Consider the following 22,127-nt stretch of genomic DNA (forward strand, 5'->3'; position numbering starts at 1 on the left):
GGCCGCGCCAGCTTCACATCGCCGACGATGCGCTGCAGGTAGGCATCCTTGATGTCGTGCCGCCGGTAACTGCCGTTGGGCGCAGCCAGGGTGGCCCCGCCGCTGCCATTGACGACGGCTTGATAAAGCTGCTGGATCGTCTCGCCGTAAATCGCCTCCCCTGCCAGCACCATCTTGAAGCCGTTGTAGTCAGGCGGATTATGGCTGCCGGTGACCATGATGCCGGACTGCGCGCCAAGCACATGCGTGGCGAAATACACCATGGGGGTCACCACCACGCCAAGATCGATGACGCCGATGCCTGCATTTTGCAAGCCCGTCGCCAAGGCTGTACTCAGTTCCGGTCCCGACAATCTGCCGTCGCGCCCAATAATGACGACGTTTTCCCCTCTGGCGCGGGCAGCGACGCCGAATGCCCGGCCGATCTGGCGCGCAATCCCTTCGTCGAGCGTGACGCCGACGACGCCGCGGATGTCATAAGCCTTGAAGATGGATTTTGATAGTTGCACCATGTTTTCCTCGAAACGAATGCCAAATGAATGCCTTAACAGCGCTTATAAATGTCTTCGAAGCGGACGATATCGTCCTCGCCCAGGTAACTGCCCGACTGCACCTCAATCAGGTGCAGCGGCAGTTTCCCGGGATTTTCCAGGCGATGCTTGACGCCGATGGGGATATAGGTAGATTCATTCTCGGTAAGGAATTTCTCCTCCTCACCGCAGACGATGCGCGCCGTGCCGCTGACCACCACCCAATGTTCGGCGCGGTGGTGATGCATCTGCAGCGAGAGTTTGCCGCCCGGATTCACCGTAATCCGCTTCACCTGGAAGCGGTCGCCGGCGTCTATGCCTTCATAACAGCCCCACGGCCGGTAGACGCGCATGTGATTCATGTGCTCGGTGCGGCTGTCTTTCCGCAGCGCGTCGACGATTTTCTTGACGCCTTGCACCTGATCCTTGTGCACCACCAGCACCGCGTCCTTGGTTTCCACCACGATGGTGTCTTTTACCCCGATCACCGCCACGAAACGGCTTTCCGCGCGAATCATCGAATCGCGCACGCCGTCGACATACACGTCGCCGCGCAATACATTGCCGTCGTCGTCGCCATCCATGATTTGCCATAACGCGGACCAGGAGCCGATATCGCTCCAGCCTATCGCCGCCGGCACCACCACCGCGTGCCGGGTATGTTCCATGACCGCGTAATCGATGGATTCAGCCGGGCACTTGGCAAAGGCCGCCTCATCCAGCCGGCAAAAATCCAGATCCCGATAGGAGGCATCGAAAGCCAGCTGGCAGCTGTCGGCGATAGCCGGCCGGAATTCGCGCAGTTCAGCCAGGTAGCGCGCCGGCTGGAACAAGAACATGCCGCTGTTCCAGCTATATGCGGCATCGGCGAGAAAAATCTCTGCATTCGCCTTGTCCGGCTTTTCGACGAACTTCTCTACCGCATGACAGCCGTCGATGCCGCTGTAGACGGCTTTGGCGCGGCGAATATAGCCATAGCCTGTTTCTGCCGCGGTCGGCACGATGCCGAAGGTCGCCAGAGCGCCCTTTTCGACTGCCTGCGCCGCACGCCGGACGGCAGCATGGAAGGCTTGCGGATCGCCGATCACATGGTCTGCCGGCAGCACCAGCATGATGGCATCTTTATCGTGCTGCAGCAGGTAGTGCGCCGCCACCGCCACCGTTGGCGCGGTATTTTTGGCTTCCGGCTCAAGCAGGATCGCCAGCGGAGCGATGCTGATCGCGCGCAGCTGCTCCGCCACCATGAAACGATGCTCGTTGCCGCAGGTGAGCAGCGGCGGCATCAATTCCGGCCAGTCTGCCAGCCGCAGCAAGGTTTCCTGCAGCATCGAATATTGCGAGCGCAGCGCCAGCAGCTGCTTGGGTATGGCTTCGCGCGAAAGCGGCCACAAGCGCGTTCCGGAACCTCCGGCAAGGATTACTGGATATATTTTCATGTCAGCTCATTCCAGGGAGGTTACCGGTTCCAGCAGGCGGTCGCGGGCGTCGCCCCAATCCTGTACCCTGGCCTCGGACAAACGGCGCATCTCGCCGGCACGGTTGACGCTGTATTCCTTGAATACGATCACCTCGTCCAGCCGCGCATCGCCCAGGACGCGGGTGTATTCGAACAGCACGCTGCGTTCCACCTGCGCGCCGCTGCAGATATGGCTGCCGTTTCCTATCCAGGTCGGGCCGACGATCTTGCAGCCGGCGTCTATGCGACAGCCTGAGCCGATATACACCGGTCCCTCGATAGTGGTTCCATGCCAGTCTATGCTGGTGTTCAGGCCAGCCCACAAGCCATCGGCGATCTGCTTGCCCGGGATATCCAGCTGCGCCACGTGTCCCTGCAATACGCTTTGCAAGACGCTCCAGAAATCGGTCACGGTGCCGATATCGGTCCAGTTGAAAAAACGCTGCTGTGCATAGAACGGCAGGTTTTTCTTCGCCATCAGCGGAAACAGCTCGGAACCGATATCGAACATTGTGTCGGCGGGAATCAGGTCGATCATCTCCGGCTCAAAGATGTAGATGCCGGTGCTGGCGAAATTGGACAGAGCCTCATGCTGCTCCGGCTTTTCCTGGAACGACTGCACCCTGCCATCCTGGTCCATCACCACCACGCCGTAGTTGTTGACCTTGTCCCAAGGTACTTCCTTGGTGATGACGCTGGCCATGGCGCCCTTGTTCTTGTGCTCGAACAAGGCCGATGCGAGATCCAGGTCGATCAAGGCGTCGCCGCAGATGACGATGGTGGTGTCGTCGAAAAAGTGCCCGAATTGCTGTATCTTCTTCATGCCGCCGGCCGAACCCAGTGGCTCCGCCACCACTTCTCCGCGCTCGTTGGTGTAGCCTTCGAAGGAATAGCCGATCTGCACCCCGTACTGGCTGCCGTCGCCAAAATACTCTTCGATCTTGTGATGCAGGTAGCTCACGTTCACCATGATCTCGCGCACTCCGTAACTGGCCAGATATTCAACCAGGTAAGCCATCACCGGCTTGCCCAGGATCGGTATCATCGGTTTGGGCAGATCGTAGGTCAGCGGACGAACGCGCGTCCCTTTGCCTGCTGCCAGAATCATTGCTTTCATTTTTCACCTCGCATGAATTTGAACAAAATCAGATCGGACGGCCGCCCCGCGGCAACCGTTTCCGGGCGGCTTCTTCAGGTTTTTTGGCTCCCGCCGTCGTGCCTGCGGCACAGCAGCAGGAATTTCAGGATGTCGACGGTATAGCGGCGCAACAGGCGGCGCGGCTCAAGACACAGGCGATACAGCCATTCGAGCCGCATCCTTTGCACCAGCTGCGGCGCCCGCGGCTTGTAACCGCCCCAGAAATCGAACAGGGCGCCGACGCCGATGACCACTTTTGCATCCAGCGCCTGGCGGTTGGCGAGTATCCACTCTTCCTGCAGCGGATTGCCTAGCGCAACCAGTACGATTTCTGCCTGCGCCCGGTTAATCTCATCAACCAGGCCGGCGCGCCGCTGTTGCAAGCCGGCATAGCCGTCGCAACTACCGGCCACAGTCTGTTTCAATTTCCCGCGCACATGCTCCACCGCCTTGGGCAAGATCTCCGGCTTTCCTCCCACCATGAATACACGCTTGGGTCCATCCGCCCCGGACAGCAGTTGCGGTATGAAGTCGGTGCCGTTCAGGTTTTCCTTGAAGGCGTCGCGGCGGAACAGGAAGGCTGCGATATCCATGCCGACGCCGTCGTTGACGATCGTCACTGATTCGCTTTTCATCTTGTCCAGGAGATGGTTGCAGCGAACAATGAAATTCGTGTTGGCGAAAAACAGCGTTATCTTCTTGTTGAGCCACATCGCGTACAGCAGATGCCTGGTCAGCGCAGAGGACGTCGTCGCCACTACCGGAAAACCTGCAATCGGAATTGTCTTCTTTGTGTGCATGAAAAATCTCTCCTAAGCCGCGTCGCTGAAGACGCGGGAATGCCCATGGCTGCACGCTGTGCCGCTGCCTATCGCATACGGCCAAGGCGCATGGCTGAAAGCAGCAAGCCGTGCCAGGAAGCGTTGACCGTCCTGATCTGCCAGCCGGTGACGGCTACCATGAACGGGTACAAAAAACAGGCAATAAGAACACCGCCCGCAACTAGCGTCACGTTGCCAAGGCCTGGTGGAATCAGCGACAAATAAAGCACCAGTCCCGCAACCAAAATAATGCTGCCCACCAGCGGCGGCGCCAGTGCATACCACATCGCCCGTGCGTTCAGGCCAAGCGCACGGTTCAGCAGGATCTGGGATGTGGGGAAAACCAGCAGGTAGGCGCCACAGAACGACAAGCTCATGCCGAGCAAGCCGAAGCGATAAAAATTCACCGCCAGCAGGGTCGCCAGCGTCAATTGCGCGATGCCGAGCAGCACCGGCACACGGTTCCTGCCCAGGGAGAAAAACAGGTAGTCGTTCAGATGGACGATAGACGACAGCAGGTACAGCAAAGCCAGCACGCCGATTATCGGCGCCGCCGGCAGCCATTGAGCGCCGAATACGGCTGCCACCAGAGGTTCCGCCAGCACAGCCTGGAAGCACAGCAAGGGCGCCACGCAAAACAGCGTGATGCCGACAATCTTCAGATAGCCGCGGCTGAGCGCCGACAGGTCGGCGCCCGCATCGGAAAATACCGGCAATGCCACTTTCTGCATGGAGCTGGCGATCACCATGTACACCGACGAGGTCACCCGTTTTGCCAGGTTGTACAGGCCGGTGGCGTACGGTCCCAGGAAAATGCTCACCAGCAGCGAATCGCCATTGGTGTTGGCAAAGCTCAAGACACCGGTCAAGCCAACCTGGCGGATGTCGTTCCAATATTTATCGTTCAACGCCCGGTCAAGCACGATGCGCGGCAGCCAGCGGCTTTGCGCCACAATCAGCGCCAGCGCCAGTCCGGATCCGGTCACCTGCTGCACCACCAGCGACATCGCGCCCCAGCCGCTGGCGGCCAGCGCAATGCCGACTACGCCGCCGGTCAATACCGAGCCGATCGAGCGGATCGCCAGCTGGCGGAACATCATGTTGCGCACCAGCCTGGCTTCGTAGGCGCGCATCAGGCCGAAAAACAGCACCGAAAGGCTCATGCCCTGCAATACCGGCTTCAGTTCCGGCGCCCGGTACATGGAGGAAACCACGCCCGCGGAAAAAAACATCAAGGCGGTCAGCAGCAAGGCCGCCGCCGTGCAACAGGTAAACACCCAGGAATAAAGCCTGTCGTCCGGGACGCCGCCGCGTATCACCGGCATGGCAATCGCATCGAACACCACCAGCCGGGTAAACAGGATGAACAGATGGGCGACTGTCAGCAGGCCGAAGGCATCCGGCGCCAAAAAGCGCGCCAGCACCGCAAAGATCACGAATGAAATGACTTGCTGCGCGAGATTGTCCACGATCGACCAGATCGATCCGGAAGCTAAGCCAATGGTCTTCTGATTCATAACACTCTCATCTTTGTTGCTACGCGCGCCAGCCGCGCATGCGCGCCAGCACGCTCAGGTACTTGAACCTGGCCTTGAGGAAATTGCCGCTCGCCAGCGCCACCAGGACACCGCAGCAAGTCCTGATGCAGGTCACCGGGAAATACCAGAACGGATAGTGGTTGATGCGCATCACGCGCCCTATTCCGGCCTCATATTTCTGCTGCCGGCTGCAAGCGCCGGCGTCGAAATGACTGGTCTTTACCGGATGATGCAAAGTCATGTCGGCCATGAATTTCAGCTTGAACCCATGGCGCAGGCTGCGCAGAAGATAGTCCGTGCCCTCCGCAGCCCCCCAGACCGTACCCGCGCCGACGCCCAGCGTCTGGTCGAACGGCCCTACTGCATCGACCACGCGCCGGCGCAGGAAAATGCTGAATTCAATCGCGCCGCGCCAGACGTTATAGCGGTCCAGCAGCACGCTGCTTGCCAGCCAGCGGCCCTCGGTATTGCCGTCGCCGTCGGTGAAACGGCCGGTAATCCCATCCAGTTCCGGATGGCCGTTCAATACCGTTGCGACCTTTTGCAGCAAGCCCAGCGGGTACCAGCAATCGTCGTCGGGGAAGGCGATCACGTCTCCATCCACCAGTTCCAGCCCGAGATTGCGCGCGCGCGATACGCCGCGCGCCGGCGCCCGCACATGGCGCAGCGAGAATTTCTTGCGGTAGCGCTGCAGCAGCGCCACCAGCCTGTCATCGTCGTTCTGGTCGACCACGATCAATTCAAAGTTGCGGTAGTCTTGCGCGTCCAGCGATTCCAAAAAACGCACAAATTCCTCAAACCGTCCTACCGTAGCTAACACCAGCGAAAATTTCATTTGCATTCCTTTCAGTCTTGCTATCCGGCCGGGCACGGTCTGCCGGGCGCTATTGCTTGTCCTTGGAAGGCATGGCATTTTTCAAGATCGCCATTTGCGGCCGCTCGCCGCCGCCGTCCGGCTGCAGGCTGAACGGATAAGTCCCCAGCCATTGCCCAGCGGCCCAATAGGTCCAGCCGCCCCAGGCGGGGTTGCCTTTCATTGCATCCGCCATTGCCGACAAGGCTGCCAGGCATTGCTGATTTGCCGGCACGCCGAATTCCCCCAGGAACAGGCGGCGCCTGGTCGAGGTGGCCCAGAGGGCGACGTTGGCCATGATTGCGTTCAAGCGGGCCGGCTCCACGCAATCGTTGCCGGTGCCGGAAAAATTCGCGTCCGCGTACTGATGAACTTCGATCATGTAGTTATCGGCGGGATCGTGAAAGAAGCGGAAGGCGTCGGCATTGGAAACCGCGCCGTCTTTTGCATACCAGGAGTGGGCGCCGCTCCAGCCGCCGCCGGGAACCATGATCAGATGCCGCGAACCTTTCCTGCGCAAGGCGCTCAGCGTCTCTTGCGCGGTTGCCGCCCATTCCGCGGTCGGCAGCTTGGCCGGTTCGTTCATCAGGCCGAAAGCGACGTTGGCCGGATCCCTGAAATTGGCCAGCAGGCGCTGCCAGAGGTCGACCAAGGCCGCGCGCGGCACTTGCGGCGAACCGATGGGCTTGCCGCGATATTGACCATAGTTGTGCACGTCAAGGATCAGGCACACGCCGATTGAGCTGGCGGCGGCAACGCTATCCTTGATGCGCTGCAGTTCGGCCGGGTCCAGTTCGCCGAACAGCTGCGGCTGCACCCTCTCCCATAGAAACGGCAGGCGGAAGGCGTTCATGCCCATGGCTTGGAACAGGCGCATTTCGTCCAGGTCCGGATACACGTAATCGGTGAATGCCTTGCCGGGCAATTTCTCGGCAGCGAACTCGGCGCCGCTCAGGTTGACGCCAGCCAGTGGCTTGCCGTCCAGGCAAGCGGCCAGCACCGGCTGGCACATCAAGGCAAAAGCCAGGGCTGCGGCGGAAAACAGGAATTTGATCATCTGATATCACCTCCTAAAGGCATCGCCCGAGGGCTGGCCGCCGTCGGAAACAGGGCAAGGAATTTCCGCTTGAATACGGCGCCGACGGATTTGATCAAACGCGCTCCGGGCTTTTCAAGCAATCGATAGCTGAGCCATGAAAGCAAGAGAACAAGCATCGCCAAGGGAAGCAAAATGAAGAGTTGGAACGGCTCAGGATGGATTTTCCGGAGCAGGTAAATAACCGGCATATGCAGCAGATAAATGGAGAAACTGCATTCGCCGCACAGAAGCATGACCCTGTTTGCGAAAAAGCCATTGCCGACGGCGGAGGGGAAAGAGAGGCTGAATACCAGCAAGGCGCCGAATACGGCGGTCAGGATGCTGTTGTAGAACTCCTCGTTGCCGGAAAACGGAAGAACCAGCCATCCCGCCGCAATCGATATGAGCGCGGCAATCGCCAGCGCATGCAGGACGGCGAACAGTTTGCGGCTCTGGCCGGCGCTCTGGATGTGAGATCGCATCCAGCCGGCAACCACACCGAACAGGAAATAATGCAATTTCGAGCCGACGAAGGTGCCCGGGAAAATATCCCGGTACGACAGCAGAATCACACTGGCTAGAATCAGAAACAACAGGCCGGCGACGTCGGCACGGATCAGGTAACGGCTGCTGGCGGCCCAGGCCAGCACGAACAGGAAGTAGAACTCCACCTCCGGCGTGATGCTCCAGAATACCGACACATTGCCCGAAAAGAAAATATGGCGCAGGATATTCTTGCCCGATATCCCATAGACGAAATTCGGATCGATGTTGACGTAGATGAAAAAGGAAAGCAGCAGGATGACAATATAGGCGGGCGCGATGCGGGAAAAACGGGAAACCGCATAGTCGACCACGTTGAGCGCCGAAAATCTCTTGCCGAGGTAGAGATAGGCCATCAAAAAGCCGCTCAAGGAAAAGAAGATCGTCACGCCGATTTCCCCGGAAAGGTGGTTTTTCCAGGGCAGCGCGAACCAGTCCAGCGCGTGGCCGTACACCACCAGCAGCGCCGCCAGTCCGCGCAATCCCGTGATTGCATCGATTTTTTCTCTATCCATGGATCGCACCGGATGCCGTGGGCTGCCGCCTCAAGGCACCAGCTCCTTGTATATGTCGATATATTTTTCCGCGATGTGCCGCCAGTTGTAGCGTTCCACGAACTGCTGCATCTGGGCTCGCCGCTGCGTGTAATTGCTCTGCATCTCTTCGTGCAGGGCCAGCAACCGGCTTATGTTTTGCTCCGGGTTTTGCGTTGACAGCAACAAGCCCGCTCCGGATTGTTCCAGCAGGTTGCGGAATGGCGGGATATCGCTCAAGACCGGCGTCAAGCCGGCGCTCATCGCCTCGATCGGCGCGATGCCGAAACCTTCATGCCGGGACAGGCAGATGAAATAGCTGGACTGCGCTATCAGCGCCGCCAGTTCATGATCGGACGGGTTGGCAACGATCTGCACCGCGTCCGCCAGCTGCTCCCGCGTTGCCCATGCTTGCAACTCGTCCGCGCTGTGGTCGTATTCGCGGCCGGCGATAATCAGTTTCCAGCCAGGCTGGCGCTGCGCAAGTTGCTGGAACAAGGCCAGCGTTTCGAGCAGGCCTTTGTTGATCGACCAGCGGCCGAAATAGATCAATGTCCGTGTCGGCGCGAGCGCCGACTGGCCGCTGTATTTTTCTACATTGACGCCGTTTTCGATCACGGCCAGCTTGGGCGGCCTGACGATCCCGGCAAACATGTCGCCGTCGTTGTCGCTGGTGGCGATGATCTTGTCATACGCCAGGGATGAAGCGCGCGTGATCGTGTTGAAATACACTTTCTTGAGACGGGATGCGAATTTGGTGTGGAAGAATCCGCCATGGGTCGATGCCACCAGCGGCCGTTTGTGCACGGGGCGGGTCAACGCCAGGTAATCGAAAAAGAAGTCGATGCCGTGCACATGGATCACATCGGCGTCGGCAACATGTTCCAGCACGCTCGGGCACACCGGGTATCTGCTGCTGCCGTGGAACGGCAGGCGCACCACGGCGACACCGTTGACCGTGGCTTCGGCGCTGAGGAATTCGGCTGAATTCCTGAACAAGCGGTTGAGCGTGACCACTTTCGGCAGCTGGCCGTGATGATCGCGCTGCTGCCTGGCGATATTCTGCACCACGTCTTCCATGCCGCCGATGGAGGGAGAATACTGGCGCACGATGTGCACGACTTTAATAGGCATTTTTTTGCTCCTTTGTTTTACCCGCCGGCCGTGCCGCTTGACCTGCCGGGGATGAAGAAGAGGACGGGGAAAAAGCGGCCGCCTTGCCTGCGGTGCAGCCGACCAGGAACCAGAGGATGCCGGCGGTCTTCAGGGCAAACAGCGAAGTGCCGCTGACGCAGAGGATCAGGGAGATGTACAGCGTGATGTAGGTGCGGAAACGGTCCCCCCGCTGATCCTCCATCTTGAGCATCCAGAACGGACACCAAAGCAGGAAACACAGCGGCAAACCCAGCCGCGTCAGCAGCGAGGGATAACCCATGTCGCCGAAATTGGTGTTGTAGCCGTCCAGGCCGAGCAGCATGCCGACATTCAGGTTGAGCAGCGTGCGGCCGCTCACATATAGCCGGCCCAGGAAACTGTCGCTATAACCGCCGTCGAAGAAAGCGCCTATCAGCAGCAGCATCAGCGCGCTCAGCAAGGGCAGCACGATCAGCCAGGTGTTACGGGTCCTGGCCAGGGGCGAACAACGCAGCGCGATCAGCACCGCGACCGTGATCATGCCGTAACGCGAGTCGCTCATGACAATCATGGCAGCGGCGGCCAGCAGGAAGAAAATCGTCTCCTTGATTTCTTCGCGCCGTTTCGCCAAGCCCCAGGCAGCAATGATCACGGCAAAATTCCCCAGCGAAACCGGCTCCAGGAAAATCGAGGATATGCGGTGGCTGCCGAGCAGCGCCGGCAGTATGGTGCGGCCGATTCCCTCCGGCCGTATCCCGTTCAGTCCAAGCACGCTGTCTTTCGCCCAGTTGGAACCGGCGGCCAGGCCGCCCTGGCTGACGTAATAGGAAAAAATATTGAAGATGCGCGAATAAAAATCCAGGAAAAACCATTCAAGGAAGCCGAAAGCCAGCACCAGCAGCACTGCCAGCTTGAGGATACGGTCGGCATACCTGATATCGCCGATCTGCCGCCCGAGACCGTAGAACAGGATGGGAATCATCACATCCCGGAATCCTTTCGGATCGAGCTGGTTGCGCATGATCGCCAGCAGAAACAGATAGGCCGCCGTCAGGGCGGCGATGGCGACCAGTTCCAGCCGGATGTTCTTGCTCAGCACCACCATGCATGACAGGTAGATGACAAATTCCGCAAACACCACGCCGGCGGTGGAAATGGCATGGACGTTGGTATGAATGGCGCACAGCGCCGCCTGGTACAGCAGCGCCGCGATGAGTATCCACCACGTCAGCCGTTCAGCCGGCACCGACAAGCCGGCCGAACGCGGAAAAAAGAAATCCCTGATGTTGGCAAAACCTTGCATACGCTTGATTCCTTTTATCAGAAGCTGACCAGCACCGAACCGACGATTTCCGTGCCGCTGCGGCGCAGCTGGTCGCTGAAAGCGCTGAGATCGGCCGTCCGGGTATGGTCTTTGCGCACCACCAGCAGCACGCCGCCGGCGCGGGCGGCGATGGTCAGCACGTCGGCTGCGCTGGAACAGGCCGGCGTGTCATACAGGATGACGTCGAAACGGCTGCGCAAAGTCTGGTTCAAGGCGTTGAAGCTGGAGCGATTGATCAGTTCCTGAGGATTGGGCACCGACGCTCCGGCCGGCAGCAGCGACAGATCGGCGAACGACTCGGCGACCGCGAGCGGCTCCAGGCCGGAGCGTCCCGCCAGCACGTCGGCCAGCCCATGGCCGGCAGCCAGGTTGAATATCCGGTGCTGGCGCGGCTTGCGCAAATTGGCGTCCACCAGCAGGGTCTGCATGCCCAGCTGCGAAAACACGATGGCCAGGTTGGCCGTCAGCAGGCTGGTGCCGTCGCCGGCATTGACGCTGGCGATAGCCAGTGTCTTGCGCGCCCCGGTAAACCAGCGCAGCATCAACTGGCTGCGCACCGAACGCAGCATTTCGACTTCCGCGCTGAAAGGCTGGTAGGCGGCTACCAGGGCCTCCGGATAGTTTCCGGGGCTTTCCTGATAGGGATAGTCGAACTGGCGCGACAGCACTTGCTGGATATCCAGCTCACTGACCAGGCCCAGCTGTTGCGCCGCTTCGCCGAAACGCAGCCCTTGTTCCTGCTGCACGCGCCTTATGCGTTCGGCCTGCTCCAGCGTGAGTTTCCCTTGCTCCACCAGCATGTGGCCCATATTGCCGTCCTTGCGGGACGCCATTGTGCTGCCGAAGAGTGGACTGACCGGTTTATTCATTTTGATTCACCTTTCCGGTTGGCGCGCGATCATCGCGATAAGAACAGCTGAGGGAATGCGATCCTGCGCGCCGGCTTGCGCCAGACGATGGTGCCCAGCACCGGCGCGTCCAGCACATTGAGCAGGTCGCTGCCGCTCCTGATGCGCCGGTTCGCCATTTCCGCCAGCACCGCCAGGGCCAGTCCAAGCATGCTGCCGAACAGCAGCGACAGCACCATGTTGAGCGGAACATTCGGACTGGCGGGACGGGTCGGCACGGTGGCCGGGCTCAGCACGGAAACATCGGACTGGTTCGACTGCCCTTCCAGTTCAGTCTGGCTCAGGCGCTGGGCGGCGGCGTCGTAAGCGTGCTGCGCACTCTCGACATCCTTGGCCAGCACCGACAATTCATCACGGGCGCGGTTGAGCTGCAGCACCTTGGCGGTTTGTGCCGCCAGCGCGGCCTTGATCTCGCCCTCGCGCTGGCGCTGGATGCGGGCGTTGTTGGCGGCACCGGCATTGGCGGAGCTGATGCTGCTGTTGAGTTCCGAGCGCAACTGGTCGACCTCCGCCTTGGCGGCCTGGTACTGCGGATGGTTGCGGTCCAGGTTCTGCGACAGCAAGGCGAACTTCCCTTCCGCCGTCGCCAGCGAGGCTTTCAGGTTCTGCACCAGCACGTTCGAAATCACGTCCGGCGAGTCGCGGCCGCCGCGGCCCATCGCCTGGCTGCCGCGCGACGAGGCTTCCGCCCCCTGCCCTTGCGCCAGCACCAGCTGGCTAGATAACTCATTCAAACGCGTTGTTTCAACATCCAGATGGCTGTCTGCACTGACCAGCCCATGCTCTTGCTGGTAGCGCGACATCTTGTCCTGGGCTTGTTCCAGTTCGACGCGCAAAGCCTTGGTCTGCTGCGTGAAATATTTCGCAGCCTGCTGCAAAGGCTCGACCTTGATCTGCAGGTTGAGCTGCTGGTAAGCAGCCGCGATGCCGTTCGCCACCTGCGCCGCAAATGCCGGATCGCTGCCCTTGGCGGTGATTTCTATCATGCTGCTCTCGCGCGAAGGCGCTACTTCGATCATCTTCAGCAGAGAATCAGCCAGCCACTCGCGGATCGAGCCCTTGCCGTTGGCCAGCTGCCTGAAGCGTTGCTGGGTGACCGGATTGTCGGCCAGGCCAAGCATGTCGACCGCCTTCAAAGCCACGCCCCTGCTGCCGACGATATCGACCTGGGTGGCAATATAGCCGGACACCAGCTGCGCCGGCAGCACGTGGCCGGATACCGGGTCAGTGCCCTTGTAGTTCAGCAGCAGCGTTGCCGAAGTCCGGTAGATCCTGGGCAAGGCGAAACTGACCGCGGCAGTCGCCGCCACCGCGATCAGCAAGGTCAGCAGGATCACCTGGTAGCGTGCGCGCAGGATGCTTAGAAGCTGGGGGAAAGTCATGAGAGCTCCTCTCTGGCAGCGGCCTGAAAATGACAATAGGCCCATATGCGGATCAAAATATGGATCGGAATAAGCATCAAAACAGGCTCTCTTTCACATACACGACATCGTCCGTCTGCAATATTTCGTCGCGCGTGGCGTCTAACATCAGGACATTGCCCTTGCTGTCGCGCCGCTTGATGCGCACGCCACGCTCGGTGCCGCGCGGCGTCAACCCGCCCCCGACCGACAGGGCCTGGGCGATAGTCATGTTGCGTTCCAGCCGGTAGCCGCCGGGGTGCTGCACTTCGCCGTAGATATAGAATTTAGGCGCGCGGTCGACATAGATCATGTCGCCATTGACCAGGTCCAGGTTCGCTTTCATATCCGCCGCCTGTATCATGTCCTGCAGATTGACCACCTGCTTGCTGGTCTTGCCGTTGCGGGTGCGCACCACCACAGCGGTATCGCCGCCCTCAGGACCCACGCCGCCTGCCATCGCCAGCATGTCGGTCACGCTGCGCTTGCCGGCAATCGCGTAGCGGCCCGGATGCAGCACCTGGCCGAGTATCGACACCTGCTGGCTCTGCAGCTCGGTCACCGTGACATTCACTTCCGCCTTGCGCAGGAAGCCGCCCTCGATCAGCATGCCGGAGATTTTTTTCTCAGCCTCGGCGGCCGACAAGCCGCCGAGGCCAACCGCGCCTATCAGCGGGAACGTGATGTTGCCGGCATCGCTGACCTTGGTTTCCAGGCTCAGGTCGGGATTGCCGAACACCGAAATCTTCAAGCCGTCGCCGGGGCCGATCGGCGTATCCGCCGCGTTGGCGGAATTGATCGAAAGCGCCGTCAGCAGCGCCAGCAGACACAGGTAAATTCGTCTTATCATGATGGCCATCCCATTCATTTATTGTTGATTCCGGCAGGCAGCGTCAGACTGTTCATTTGAGCCCCGCCACGCCGGACACTTCCATGCTCTTGCGCACCTCGGCCTGCTGCTTGCCTGGCGACGTCGCCGCCACCGGCAGGCCGTTGCTATCGATGCTGTTAGCCGGCTTCTCCATGTACTCAAGCTTGGCGGCCGAACGCAAGCGGGTGATTTCCGCCGTGGCAATTTCCTGCATCTTCTTGTTCATCAAGTAACGCTCAATCTGCGGCCGGGCGACGTCCGGCGCAACCGGGCTATCCCGCAGTTCGGTCAGGACGCACAATAAATCGCGTTGCCCGTCCTTCATGACAAACAGGCGGCTCCTGCCTAGCGTCTGCAGCTTGTTGCCTATTTCCGCCGGCAGCTCCGCGCTGCTGTAGGAATATTGTCTTTGCGCATGCGCGATCTTGTTTTGCCGCAGCCATGCAGCCACCTGGCTGAGCGATTTAGACGAATCCATCATGGCTTTCAGCGGCGCGCTGAAGTCGCGGTCGGCGATGATCAGCTGCTCGACCTCAAACATCTTGCGATGGGCAAACATCTCCGGATGCGCCTGAAAATAGCCTTCGACTTCCGCCTTGCCAGGCTGCTCCTGGCCTCCCGCCCTGGATTCGAGATAAGCCTGCACAATGGCCTGGGTCTTGAAACGTTCGATAATCTGCAGCAATGCCGGGTCGCGGTCGATCTTGTTGCGCAAGGCTTCATCCAGCAACAGCTGGCGGTCGATCAAGGCTTCCATGGCTTGTTCGCGCATGGCTTGCCGCGGCGCGGCGCCATCCTCCTGCAGCCTGCTGGCGTAGCGCAGTTCAGCCTCGAGCTGCGGCGCGGTGATCTCTTCGCCGTTGATCCTGGCCACTACCTGGCCGCCTTTCTTTTTCTGATCGCCGCAGCCAGACAAATTTATTGCGGTAAGCAGCATCAGAATGCCTATTCCTTTCACGCCTAGCACCTTATTGACGAGAGACTTACTATTGATACGTTCAGAACACGCCAAGATCCGACTCCTCCGACTCCTGTTAGCAAGACAATTCCCGGCGGCGCGGCTGCGGCCGTTGCGCCGGCGGCGGCTGAGATCAGGCTGCATGTTGCCCGGCCAGCCGTGACGCCGAACCGAAACCGATAGAGGTGCGCATGGGGCGGCGGCGCAACTGGTACAGCAGGAAGCTGAATGCGATTAAAAGCATGGCCCAGCGCGCCGGCTTTTGCGGCGGCTTTGCCCTGAAGTCCTTGAGGAAATAAAACAGCAGGTCGTCCGACGCATTCATGCCGGCCACCGCCTTCCTGGGAGGCTGGACCAGCTTGGGAGTGCTTGAAAAAGCGACGGGAACGATGCCGGCGGCGGACCCGGCGCGGCCGCCTTGCGCAGAAAATGCATCCTCCCGGGCCGCCTCGGCGGGCTCCGACGCCGCCATTTCAGCGATTGCAGTAGCGGAACTGGCGGCCTCGGTTTGCGGCTGGTAGGCATACACTGCCGACGCATTTCCCGCCTCTTGCTGCTGCCCGTTCAACTGGAAAACCGGGGCCGCGGCCATCAGCGGGCCGCAATAGGCAGCCAGCAGGAAGCTCATCGATAGCGCTATTTTCTTCATGATTCTCTCCTGACAAAGTCCATCGTATTTCTTCAATTTCCTGATTCGGAAACACGAAAAAGATTCTCTCCGCGCGGCGCACAGCCTGATACGCCTGGCTAGTAAGCACTGTCCTTCTTCAATACCTCTTTGACCGTGCGCACGATGATCCACAGGTCCAGCGCCAGCGACCAGTTGCGCAGGTATTCCAGGTCGAACTCGATCCGCGAGCGCATTTTGTCCAAGGTGTCGGTTTCGCCGCGGTAGCCGTTCACCTGCGCCCAGCCGGTGATGCCCGGCTTGACCTTGTGCCGCAGCATGTAACCCTTGATCAGCTTGCGATACATTTCGTTGTGGGCGACGGCGTGCGGACGCGGGCCGACGATGCTCATGCGGCCTTGCAGCACATTGAAAAACTGCGGCAATTCATCCAGCGATGTGCGCCGCAGGAAGCCGCCGAAGCGCGTCACGCGGGCATCGTTCTTCTTGGCCTGGTCGACTACCGCGCCGTCTTCGGCAACCGTCATCGAACGAAACTTATAGACGATGATTTCTTCACCGTTCAAGCCGTAGCGGCGTTGCGCAAAAATGATGCGTCCGGGCGAAGAAAGTTTTACCCCGATTGCAATGGCGAGCATGATCGGCAGCAGCATGATCTGGATCAGCAGCGCCAGGACGATGTCGCTGCCGCGCTTCAAGACGCCGCGCAAGCCGATGAAAGGCGTCTCGCAGATACCGATGACCGGAATCCCGGCGATGTGGTCGAGCCGGGCCTGTATCAAGCCGAAGGTATAGATATCGGGCACGAAATAGACCGAGGCCGTGGTGTCGCGCAATTCCTCCATCAGAGCCAGCACCCGTGGCTGCGCCGACATCGGCAGGCAGATGAATATGGTGCGTATCTTGTGGGCGCGCACATACGCGCCGACATCCGCGATGGCGCCGAGATGCGGGCAGCGCATCCCGGACGGGCGGGCGGCCTGGTTGCGATCGTCGAAGAAGCCGCGCATGTCGATGCCGGCATTGCTGCCTGACGCCAGGCACTTGAGCACATCGTCGATCGGATCGTTGGAGCCGACGATGATCGCCGAGCGCAGCTTCAGCTCCTTGCCGAAATGGAAGGCCAGCATATGCGCTGTCAGGCGGCTCAGCAGCAATGCGAACGGCGCCAGCAAAAACCAGGCCAGGATGACACGCTCGGAAAACTCGTAGCGCAGCCCGGTTCCTTGTCCGATCAGGACCAGCACGACGACGGTGGCCGCCCAGCCCATGAAAATATCGCCGGCATACGCTAGCTGCTTGCCGATATGCAGAGTGCGGTAGAGATCGATCTGTTCGTAGACATAGGAAGATATGAAGAAGGCGATGATCATCAGCAGCAGGTAGTCGCCGGTGAATATTTCATTCTGCGTCAGCACGATCAGGTACAGCGAGCCAAGGATGATGGCCGGATCAAGCAGGCGCTTGAAAAACGAAACCAGCGGGATGTCGTTCTCAGTCATTTCCCACCTCTAGAATGCATAGCGCGTATTGAGCATCACGCCGTTGCTGACAAAACCGCCTGGCGCATTTCTCAAGGTCTGCGTGCTGCGGGTGCCGGACAGCTGGACGCGCCAGCGCAGGGTCGGGTTGTAGACCACGCTCAGCGCGGCATCGCGCAGTACATCGTTTTGATTGATGGATCCGAAGGTGCCGGATCCGGAGGAAGGTCCGAAATCTCTTTTTTGATATTTGTACTGCGCCACCAGCTGGATTTTTTCCGAATATTGCCAGGTCGACCCCAGGCTGGCGCCATGGTTCAGCGAATAGACGGTGGAGAGATCGTCCACCGCGCCTATCTCGCGCCAGCCGGCGACCGTGAGCTGAATCTTGCCGGTCGGCGACCAGTCGGCGGAGAGACGCGTGTTGACGCCGCTGAAATTCCTGACTGGAAGCGCATCCTGCTTGCGGCTGACCCAGCCGCCAAGGAAGTGCAACTGCGTCTTGCCGCTCAGCAGCCAGTCTATCTTGGCTTTCACTTCATCCTGGTTATAACCATTGAACACCAGCAAGCCGTTGTCCAGCTCAGGATTGGGGAAATCGGCATGCGTATGGCGCAGCTGGAGGCCGATCGTGCTGCCGCTGGCGGCGAGATAATCCAGGCCCAGCTCGGTCCGGTTCTGGTTGTTGTCGGCAGGCTGCTGCGACGCCAGGTCGTATTTCAATTTGCTGTACTCCAGGCCGCCGCGCACGCGCCAGCTCGGATGGAACAGCCAGGAACCGTCGGCGTAGACTTTTTCCTGCGTACGTATATTTCGCTCCAGCAGATGGAAGTCGATGAACGGCGTCAATCCTTCCGAATAATTGGCGCCGATATTGCCTTCGAAATGATCGCCTGCATGCCAGTTCCAGTTTGCGGCGAGATTCTTGTCGAGGTGATTGAGCTGGTCGAAGTGGTTGTAATCAACTTTGGCAACGTTCAGGTTCGCCGTCAGGTGCTGCCGGCTGAGCGTCTTATCCACAGCCAGCCCGAACAGATAGCGTTGCGTGGTGTCGGACAGATCGCTGCCTATCCCCATCGCCTGCGCCGCCGCCGAATTCTGCAGCCTCAGCAGATTGCTGTCGTAGCCGATGCTGTAGCCGGCATAGGGGGTGACCGCATCCGCCGGCGGCTGGATGATGTCGGCGGGCGGCATGATATCGGTTGGCACCAGGTCGGCGGCGCTGGCCTGGGTTGCGACTGCGGCGCAAGAGCATATCGGTATCAGGAAAACGATCTGCCATGGCATTCGGTAAAACTCGCTACAGGATTTTGAGCGCCTGTTCATTACACACCTCTCTAACGCAGCAGCTGCGTCATAAATGCATCGATCCAGGCTGGCTTGATATTGATATTTTTTACCAGGCAAATGGCGCGGCGAAATTTTCCGCTGATGGATCGATTCGCTGTTTTTGGAAACCCATCAAGCGATCAAAGATTGAGTCTTTCGTAGAAACCGGATCTATCGCCCTGCTTACGGACGGAATTCCGGCCTGGTCATCAGTTACGGAAAGCTGAAACTGTGCGACAGACAACAATGCTGCTTGCCATCAGGCTGCTGACGGCAACTGTGATATGGAATGAAACAAGAGCGGGTGGAAGGAAAAACAGGAAACGCCGTTCAGACGCTTGCGTACGATGTTTGACATGCGGACATCGATTTTCAGGGAGCGCATTACATCTTGCGCATCGGGTGCTGGCAAGCCGGAGCCAGCGGGGTTTTTACAAAAATCTTGAGCGGTTTTTCGCATGATATTCCCCTTAACAAGATACTTATGGAGCCAGCTGCGGCTCATACTGTAATTTGAATAAAGTTGACACCAACGTCAGTTTCTTACGATCTGAGAACGCCAGGTTTCGATCTGCATTTCTGAAATCATCGCGTTGCGAATACATGTTGCAGGACAACATAATGACCCCCGCCTTAGAAACTTAGTTCGTCATTGAAACGATTTGTTACATCTTACTTTTTATCAGTTCTCACGTTGACAACTACTTCGTTGACTGTTTAAAAATATATAAAAACATCAAATTTCCAATCCGACAAATTTTTATTACAATGCCTCAAAACGTATTAAATATAAGCTTCTCAAGCGATTAGCGTATGCCCATAATATGTCGCCCGAGCGTAAATCTCCATGTCATGGAAAAATTATCGCGAGTTATTTTTGACCTTCAAAAAAACTCCGGCGCTGCTAGTCAGGCATTGGTTTTCGCAAGGAAACAATTGATTGTGCGAAGCAGCAAATAAACCTTAAAAAGTACTTTACACAAATCAATGCCGCGGATTAAATCAAGAGAAAGGAATAAATCATATAAATCATATATTCATTAAAATCAGCCACCTTCCAAACATGGAACCGGATAACTAAATTAATTACTCAAAAGAAAGGCAGGAGATGATGTGGCACAATTACGCAGACCTTGCGGTGATGAACTGGATATCTCAGTTCACGGCCGCGTCGGCTCCTTTCAACCAGATCGTTCACTACATTTCAGGCTCCAACCTGTTCAAGGGCTTGCCGATCATGGGCATACTTTGGTACTTCTGGTTCAGGGATACGGATCCGAAATCAGGCAGCAGGCGCATCATCATCGCCACCTTGCTGGGCTGCGTGCTAGCCGTGCTGATCGCCAGGGTCGCGAACAACATCGGCCCTTACCAGCCGCGTCCTTTCGCCAGCATCGCGCTCTCCAATCACCAATACGTCGGCTTACCGTTGCCGGAAAGCCAGGCTTTGTACATATGGAGCTCCTTTCCCAGCGACCACGCCGCCTTGTTCTTCAGCCTGGCTACGGGAATTTTCCTGATCTCAAGAAAGACAGGCCTGCTGGTCTATCTGTATGTCCTGCTCTTTATCGCATTGCCTCGCGTATATCTTGGCTTGCACTACCCTACCGACATCATTGCCGGCGGCATCCTGGGAATAGCCTGCGTAGCGCTATCCAATCGCAGCAGCGTCATCGCGTTATATGACAAGCACAGCACCATGCTGCTGGATAGGTATCCGGCGGCCTTCCAGACCGCCTTGTTCATCATCAGCGTTGAAATAGGCACGCTGTTCGGCGACATCCGTCTTCTTCTCGAGGGCATAGTGAAATACTTTCCAAAATAGGGTTATCCGGCCACCTGATATTCCACTGCACGCATTGGGCGAGCGCAGCGTCAATGATCGTGCGCGAGAAATTTCCTTGGGGGGAATGGCCATGCTATTGCGTATTTCTGCCTCGGTCTGTACGCCAGCTAACAGAGAAGGCAGTGCAAGGACAATGAATCATTTTCTAGATGAAGCAGCTCTGATCCCGGCCAAGGATGGCTTGTTCGACGAGACCGGCAATATCGGCGCGAACAGCAAGAAGTTCCTCCAGCACTGGATGGGCTGCCATCTTGCCTGGGTAAAAACACAAGGCCTGATTGTTTTTTCTTCGCCGCGCGCTCAGGTCACGCGCGGGCACAGCTGCCGATCCTGCGAGCAGGATCGACAAACAAGATTTGTCATGATTCAGGAAAATATCAATCGGAGCGGACGGCCTGCCGGTAGCCTGCTGCCGGATGCCTGCCGGGCAAGGTCGGCTGCCCGGCTTCGAACAATTTCTCGCGCAAAGTCCCCTCTTCGTAATCCAGCTTGTAAGAGCCGCGCGCCTGCAATTCAGGAACCACCAGGTCGACGAAATCCTCGAAGCTTTCCGGCGCCACCGTGCGCGTCAGGTTGAAGCCGTCGATATCGGTATCCCTGATCCAGGCTTCCAGCTGATCCGCCACCTGCTGCGGCGAGCCGACGATGGCGACGTAACGACCGCCCAACGCCAGCTGGTCCAGCAGCTTGCGCACGGTCCAGCCGGCATCCGCGGCTGTCACCGCCTTGGCGGAGGACTGGATGGCGTTGCTGCTGGCCGGCTTGATGGCGTCGTCGATGCCGTACTTGGAAAAATCGAAGCCGGTACCGGCGGCGAAGTGGGCCAGGCCGGCTTCCGGATTGGCGTAACGGCAGTACTCGGCATATTTTTCTTGCGCCTCGGCGGCGGTCGGGGCGACGATGACCGAGATGCCCATGAAGATTTTCAGATCGTTGCGCTGGCGGCCGGCCAGCTGCGCCTGATCGCGCAGGTCGTTCACCAGTTTGCGTGCCGCTTCCGGTTTCTGGCTGGAGATGAATATGCATTCGGCATGCGCCGCAGCGAACTGCTGACCACGATCGGAGGCGCCGGCCTGGTACAGCACCGGGGTGCGTTGCGGCGAAGGTTCGCTGAGGTGATAGCCGTCCACCTGGTAGTGCTCGCCGCGATGGCTGATGCGATGCACCTTGGCCGGATCGGCAAACACCCGCCGCTGGCGGTCGCGCAGCACGGCGCCATCTTCCCAGCTGCCTTCCCACAGCTTGTACAGCACCTGCATGAATTCTTCCGCCCGTTCATAGCGGGCATCGTGTTCCGGCTGTTCGCTCAGGCCCATGGCGCGCGCCGCGCTGTCGAGGTAACCGGTGACGATATTCCAGCCTATCCTGCCGCGGGTCAGATGATCGAGTGTCGACATGCGGCGCGCGAACAGATACGGCGCTTCATAGGTCAGGTTGACGGTGACGCCAAAGCCCAGATGCCTGGTGACGGCAGCCATGGCCGACACCAGCAGCAAAGGATCGTTGACCGGCAGCTGGATGGATTCGCGCACGGTCAGGTCGACCGAGTCCTGGTAGACATCGTAGACGCCGACGATATCGGCCAGGAACAGGCCATCGAACTTGCCGCGCTCCAGCAATTTGGCCTGTTCGGTCCAGTATTCGAGGCTGGTGTATTCGGTGGAACGGTCGCGCGGATGCGTCCACAAACCATGGTTGATATGCCCGACGCAATTCATGTTGAAGGCGTTGAGGCGGATTTGCTTCTTCGGCATAGGC

22 protein-coding genes are annotated in these 22,127 nt (G+C 58.9%); 2 read left to right on the forward strand and 20 right to left on the reverse strand.

Annotated elements, in window-relative coordinates:
* From AC07V8_RS18985 to epsL, 17 genes are all read right to left on the reverse strand, one after another.
* Positions 1-512 (reverse strand): phosphohexomutase domain-containing protein (locus AC07V8_RS18985; RefSeq protein ID WP_494721484.1); only part of this gene is annotated, 512 nt, incomplete at its 3' end.
* A gap of 32 nt (positions 513-544) precedes the next feature.
* Complete coding sequence (locus AC07V8_RS18990) at positions 545-1,966, reverse strand: mannose-1-phosphate guanylyltransferase/mannose-6-phosphate isomerase (RefSeq protein ID WP_494679277.1); 1,422 nt, start codon at positions 1,964-1,966, stop codon at positions 545-547.
* Positions 1,967-1,972: 6 nt separating this feature from the next.
* A complete protein-coding gene (locus AC07V8_RS18995; RefSeq protein WP_494679278.1) occupies positions 1,973-3,103 on the reverse strand; it encodes a nucleotidyltransferase family protein in 1,131 nt (376 codons plus the stop codon).
* Positions 3,104-3,177: 74 nt separating this feature from the next.
* Positions 3,178-3,924, reverse strand: a complete 747-nt coding sequence (locus AC07V8_RS19000; protein ID WP_494679279.1) for a WecB/TagA/CpsF family glycosyltransferase — start codon at positions 3,922-3,924, stop codon at positions 3,178-3,180.
* A gap of 68 nt (positions 3,925-3,992) precedes the next feature.
* Positions 3,993-5,462, reverse strand: coding sequence for a lipopolysaccharide biosynthesis protein (locus AC07V8_RS19005; RefSeq protein WP_494679280.1), 1,470 nt, complete (start codon positions 5,460-5,462; stop codon positions 3,993-3,995).
* A gap of 19 nt (positions 5,463-5,481) precedes the next feature.
* Positions 5,482-6,318 (reverse strand): glycosyltransferase family 2 protein, encoded by an 837-nt coding sequence (locus AC07V8_RS19010; protein ID WP_494679281.1) that lies wholly within the window; start codon positions 6,316-6,318, stop codon positions 5,482-5,484.
* A gap of 49 nt (positions 6,319-6,367) precedes the next feature.
* A complete protein-coding gene (locus AC07V8_RS19015; RefSeq protein WP_494679282.1) occupies positions 6,368-7,393 on the reverse strand; it encodes a glycoside hydrolase family 5 protein in 1,026 nt (341 codons plus the stop codon).
* Positions 7,390-8,472, reverse strand: coding sequence for an acyltransferase family protein (locus tag AC07V8_RS19020; RefSeq protein ID WP_494679283.1), 1,083 nt, complete (start codon positions 8,470-8,472; stop codon positions 7,390-7,392). Before AC07V8_RS19020 ends, AC07V8_RS19015 begins: the two co-directional genes overlap by 4 nt.
* A gap of 30 nt (positions 8,473-8,502) precedes the next feature.
* Positions 8,503-9,624, reverse strand: coding sequence for a glycosyltransferase family 4 protein (locus AC07V8_RS19025; RefSeq protein WP_494679284.1), 1,122 nt, complete (start codon positions 9,622-9,624; stop codon positions 8,503-8,505).
* Positions 9,614-10,927: a polysaccharide polymerase gene (locus AC07V8_RS19030; protein WP_494679285.1), complete on the reverse strand. Its 1,314-nt coding sequence runs from the start codon at positions 10,925-10,927 to the stop codon at positions 9,614-9,616. Before AC07V8_RS19030 ends, AC07V8_RS19025 begins: the two co-directional genes overlap by 11 nt.
* Before the next feature lie 17 nt (positions 10,928-10,944).
* Positions 10,945-11,817 carry a chain length determinant protein tyrosine kinase EpsG gene (gene epsG / locus AC07V8_RS19035; RefSeq protein ID WP_494679286.1) on the reverse strand — a complete coding sequence of 291 codons (873 nt, stop codon included), beginning with the start codon at positions 11,815-11,817 and terminating at the stop codon, positions 10,945-10,947.
* A 29-nt stretch (positions 11,818-11,846) separates the two neighbouring features.
* A complete protein-coding gene (gene epsF, locus AC07V8_RS19040) occupies positions 11,847-13,238 on the reverse strand; it encodes a chain length determinant protein EpsF (RefSeq protein ID WP_494679287.1) in 1,392 nt (463 codons plus the stop codon).
* A 76-nt stretch (positions 13,239-13,314) separates the two neighbouring features.
* Complete coding sequence (epsE, locus tag AC07V8_RS19045; protein ID WP_494679288.1) at positions 13,315-14,106, reverse strand: polysaccharide export protein EpsE; 792 nt, start codon at positions 14,104-14,106, stop codon at positions 13,315-13,317.
* A 52-nt stretch (positions 14,107-14,158) separates the two neighbouring features.
* Positions 14,159-15,094 (reverse strand): EpsD family peptidyl-prolyl cis-trans isomerase, encoded by a 936-nt coding sequence (locus tag AC07V8_RS19050; protein WP_494679448.1) that lies wholly within the window; start codon positions 15,092-15,094, stop codon positions 14,159-14,161.
* A gap of 124 nt (positions 15,095-15,218) precedes the next feature.
* Positions 15,219-15,734, reverse strand: a complete 516-nt coding sequence (locus tag AC07V8_RS19055; protein ID WP_494679289.1) for a hypothetical protein — start codon at positions 15,732-15,734, stop codon at positions 15,219-15,221.
* Positions 15,735-15,832: 98 nt separating this feature from the next.
* Positions 15,833-17,215, reverse strand: coding sequence for an undecaprenyl-phosphate glucose phosphotransferase (locus AC07V8_RS19060; protein ID WP_494679290.1), 1,383 nt, complete (start codon positions 17,213-17,215; stop codon positions 15,833-15,835).
* A gap of 9 nt (positions 17,216-17,224) precedes the next feature.
* On the reverse strand, positions 17,225-18,481 hold the full coding sequence (gene epsL, locus AC07V8_RS19065; protein ID WP_494679291.1) for an XrtB/PEP-CTERM-associated polysaccharide biosynthesis outer membrane protein EpsL: 1,257 nt from the start codon (positions 18,479-18,481) through the stop codon (positions 17,225-17,227).
* On the opposite strand from epsL, the gene AC07V8_RS19070 reads away from it, so the two are divergent.
* Positions 18,475-18,750 carry a hypothetical protein gene (locus tag AC07V8_RS19070; protein ID WP_494679292.1) on the forward strand — a complete coding sequence of 92 codons (276 nt, stop codon included), beginning with the start codon at positions 18,475-18,477 and terminating at the stop codon, positions 18,748-18,750. The two genes, epsL and AC07V8_RS19070, sit on opposite strands and share 7 nt — an antisense overlap.
* Positions 18,751-18,782: 32 nt before the next feature.
* On the opposite strand, the gene AC07V8_RS19075 is transcribed toward AC07V8_RS19070, so the two are convergent.
* Positions 18,783-18,983, reverse strand: a complete 201-nt coding sequence (locus AC07V8_RS19075) for a hypothetical protein (RefSeq protein ID WP_494679293.1) — start codon at positions 18,981-18,983, stop codon at positions 18,783-18,785.
* 681 nt (positions 18,984-19,664) lie between these two features.
* Here AC07V8_RS19075 and AC07V8_RS19080 point away from each other — a divergent pair.
* Positions 19,665-20,348 carry a phosphatase PAP2 family protein gene (locus AC07V8_RS19080; RefSeq protein ID WP_494679294.1) on the forward strand — a complete coding sequence of 228 codons (684 nt, stop codon included), beginning with the start codon at positions 19,665-19,667 and terminating at the stop codon, positions 20,346-20,348.
* A 166-nt stretch (positions 20,349-20,514) separates the two neighbouring features.
* Here AC07V8_RS19080 and AC07V8_RS19085 read toward each other — a convergent pair whose 3' ends face one another.
* Positions 20,515-20,718: a hypothetical protein gene (locus AC07V8_RS19085; RefSeq protein ID WP_494679295.1), complete on the reverse strand. Its 204-nt coding sequence runs from the start codon at positions 20,716-20,718 to the stop codon at positions 20,515-20,517.
* Between the two features lie 28 nt (positions 20,719-20,746).
* On the reverse strand, positions 20,747-22,123 hold the full coding sequence (locus AC07V8_RS19090) for an LLM class flavin-dependent oxidoreductase (RefSeq protein ID WP_494679296.1): 1,377 nt from the start codon (positions 22,121-22,123) through the stop codon (positions 20,747-20,749).
* Positions 22,124-22,127: the final 4 nt, after the last annotated feature.

The sequence above is a fragment of the Collimonas sp. GW821-FHT02H07 genome (genome assembly GCF_059421505.1).

Bases quoted from the DNA above. Each gene is read 5' to 3' on its own strand.
- AC07V8_RS18995 (WP_494679278.1), bottom strand. From the start codon at position 3,103: ATGAAAGCAATGATTCTGGCAGCAGGCAAAGGGACGCGCGTTCGTCCG.
- epsE (WP_494679288.1), bottom strand. From the start codon at position 14,106: ATGATAAGACGAATTTACCTGTGTCTGCTGGCGCTGCTGACGGCGCTT.
- AC07V8_RS19030 (WP_494679285.1), bottom strand. From the start codon at position 10,927: ATGCAAGGTTTTGCCAACATCAGGGATTTCTTTTTTCCGCGTTCGGCC.
- AC07V8_RS19075 (WP_494679293.1), bottom strand. From the start codon at position 18,983: ATGCGAAAAACCGCTCAAGATTTTTGTAAAAACCCCGCTGGCTCCGGC.
- AC07V8_RS19090 (WP_494679296.1), bottom strand. From the start codon at position 22,123: ATGCCGAAGAAGCAAATCCGCCTCAACGCCTTCAACATGAATTGCGTC.
- AC07V8_RS19020 (WP_494679283.1), bottom strand. From the start codon at position 8,472: ATGGATAGAGAAAAAATCGATGCAATCACGGGATTGCGCGGACTGGCG.
- AC07V8_RS19060 (WP_494679290.1), bottom strand. From the start codon at position 17,215: ATGACTGAGAACGACATCCCGCTGGTTTCGTTTTTCAAGCGCCTGCTT.
- AC07V8_RS19055 (WP_494679289.1), bottom strand. From the start codon at position 15,734: ATGAAGAAAATAGCGCTATCGATGAGCTTCCTGCTGGCTGCCTATTGC.
- AC07V8_RS19070 (WP_494679292.1), top strand. From the start codon at position 18,475: ATGGCATTCGGTAAAACTCGCTACAGGATTTTGAGCGCCTGTTCATTA.
- AC07V8_RS19025 (WP_494679284.1), bottom strand. From the start codon at position 9,624: ATGCCTATTAAAGTCGTGCACATCGTGCGCCAGTATTCTCCCTCCATC.
- epsG (WP_494679286.1), bottom strand. From the start codon at position 11,817: ATGAATAAACCGGTCAGTCCACTCTTCGGCAGCACAATGGCGTCCCGC.
- epsF (WP_494679287.1), bottom strand. From the start codon at position 13,238: ATGACTTTCCCCCAGCTTCTAAGCATCCTGCGCGCACGCTACCAGGTG.
- AC07V8_RS18990 (WP_494679277.1), bottom strand. From the start codon at position 1,966: ATGAAAATATATCCAGTAATCCTTGCCGGAGGTTCCGGAACGCGCTTG.
- epsL (WP_494679291.1), bottom strand. From the start codon at position 18,481: ATGCCATGGCAGATCGTTTTCCTGATACCGATATGCTCTTGCGCCGCA.
- AC07V8_RS19000 (WP_494679279.1), bottom strand. From the start codon at position 3,924: ATGCACACAAAGAAGACAATTCCGATTGCAGGTTTTCCGGTAGTGGCG.
- AC07V8_RS19015 (WP_494679282.1), bottom strand. From the start codon at position 7,393: ATGATCAAATTCCTGTTTTCCGCCGCAGCCCTGGCTTTTGCCTTGATG.
- AC07V8_RS19080 (WP_494679294.1), top strand. From the start codon at position 19,665: ATGAACTGGATATCTCAGTTCACGGCCGCGTCGGCTCCTTTCAACCAG.
- AC07V8_RS19005 (WP_494679280.1), bottom strand. From the start codon at position 5,462: ATGAATCAGAAGACCATTGGCTTAGCTTCCGGATCGATCTGGTCGATC.
- AC07V8_RS19010 (WP_494679281.1), bottom strand. From the start codon at position 6,318: ATGAAATTTTCGCTGGTGTTAGCTACGGTAGGACGGTTTGAGGAATTT.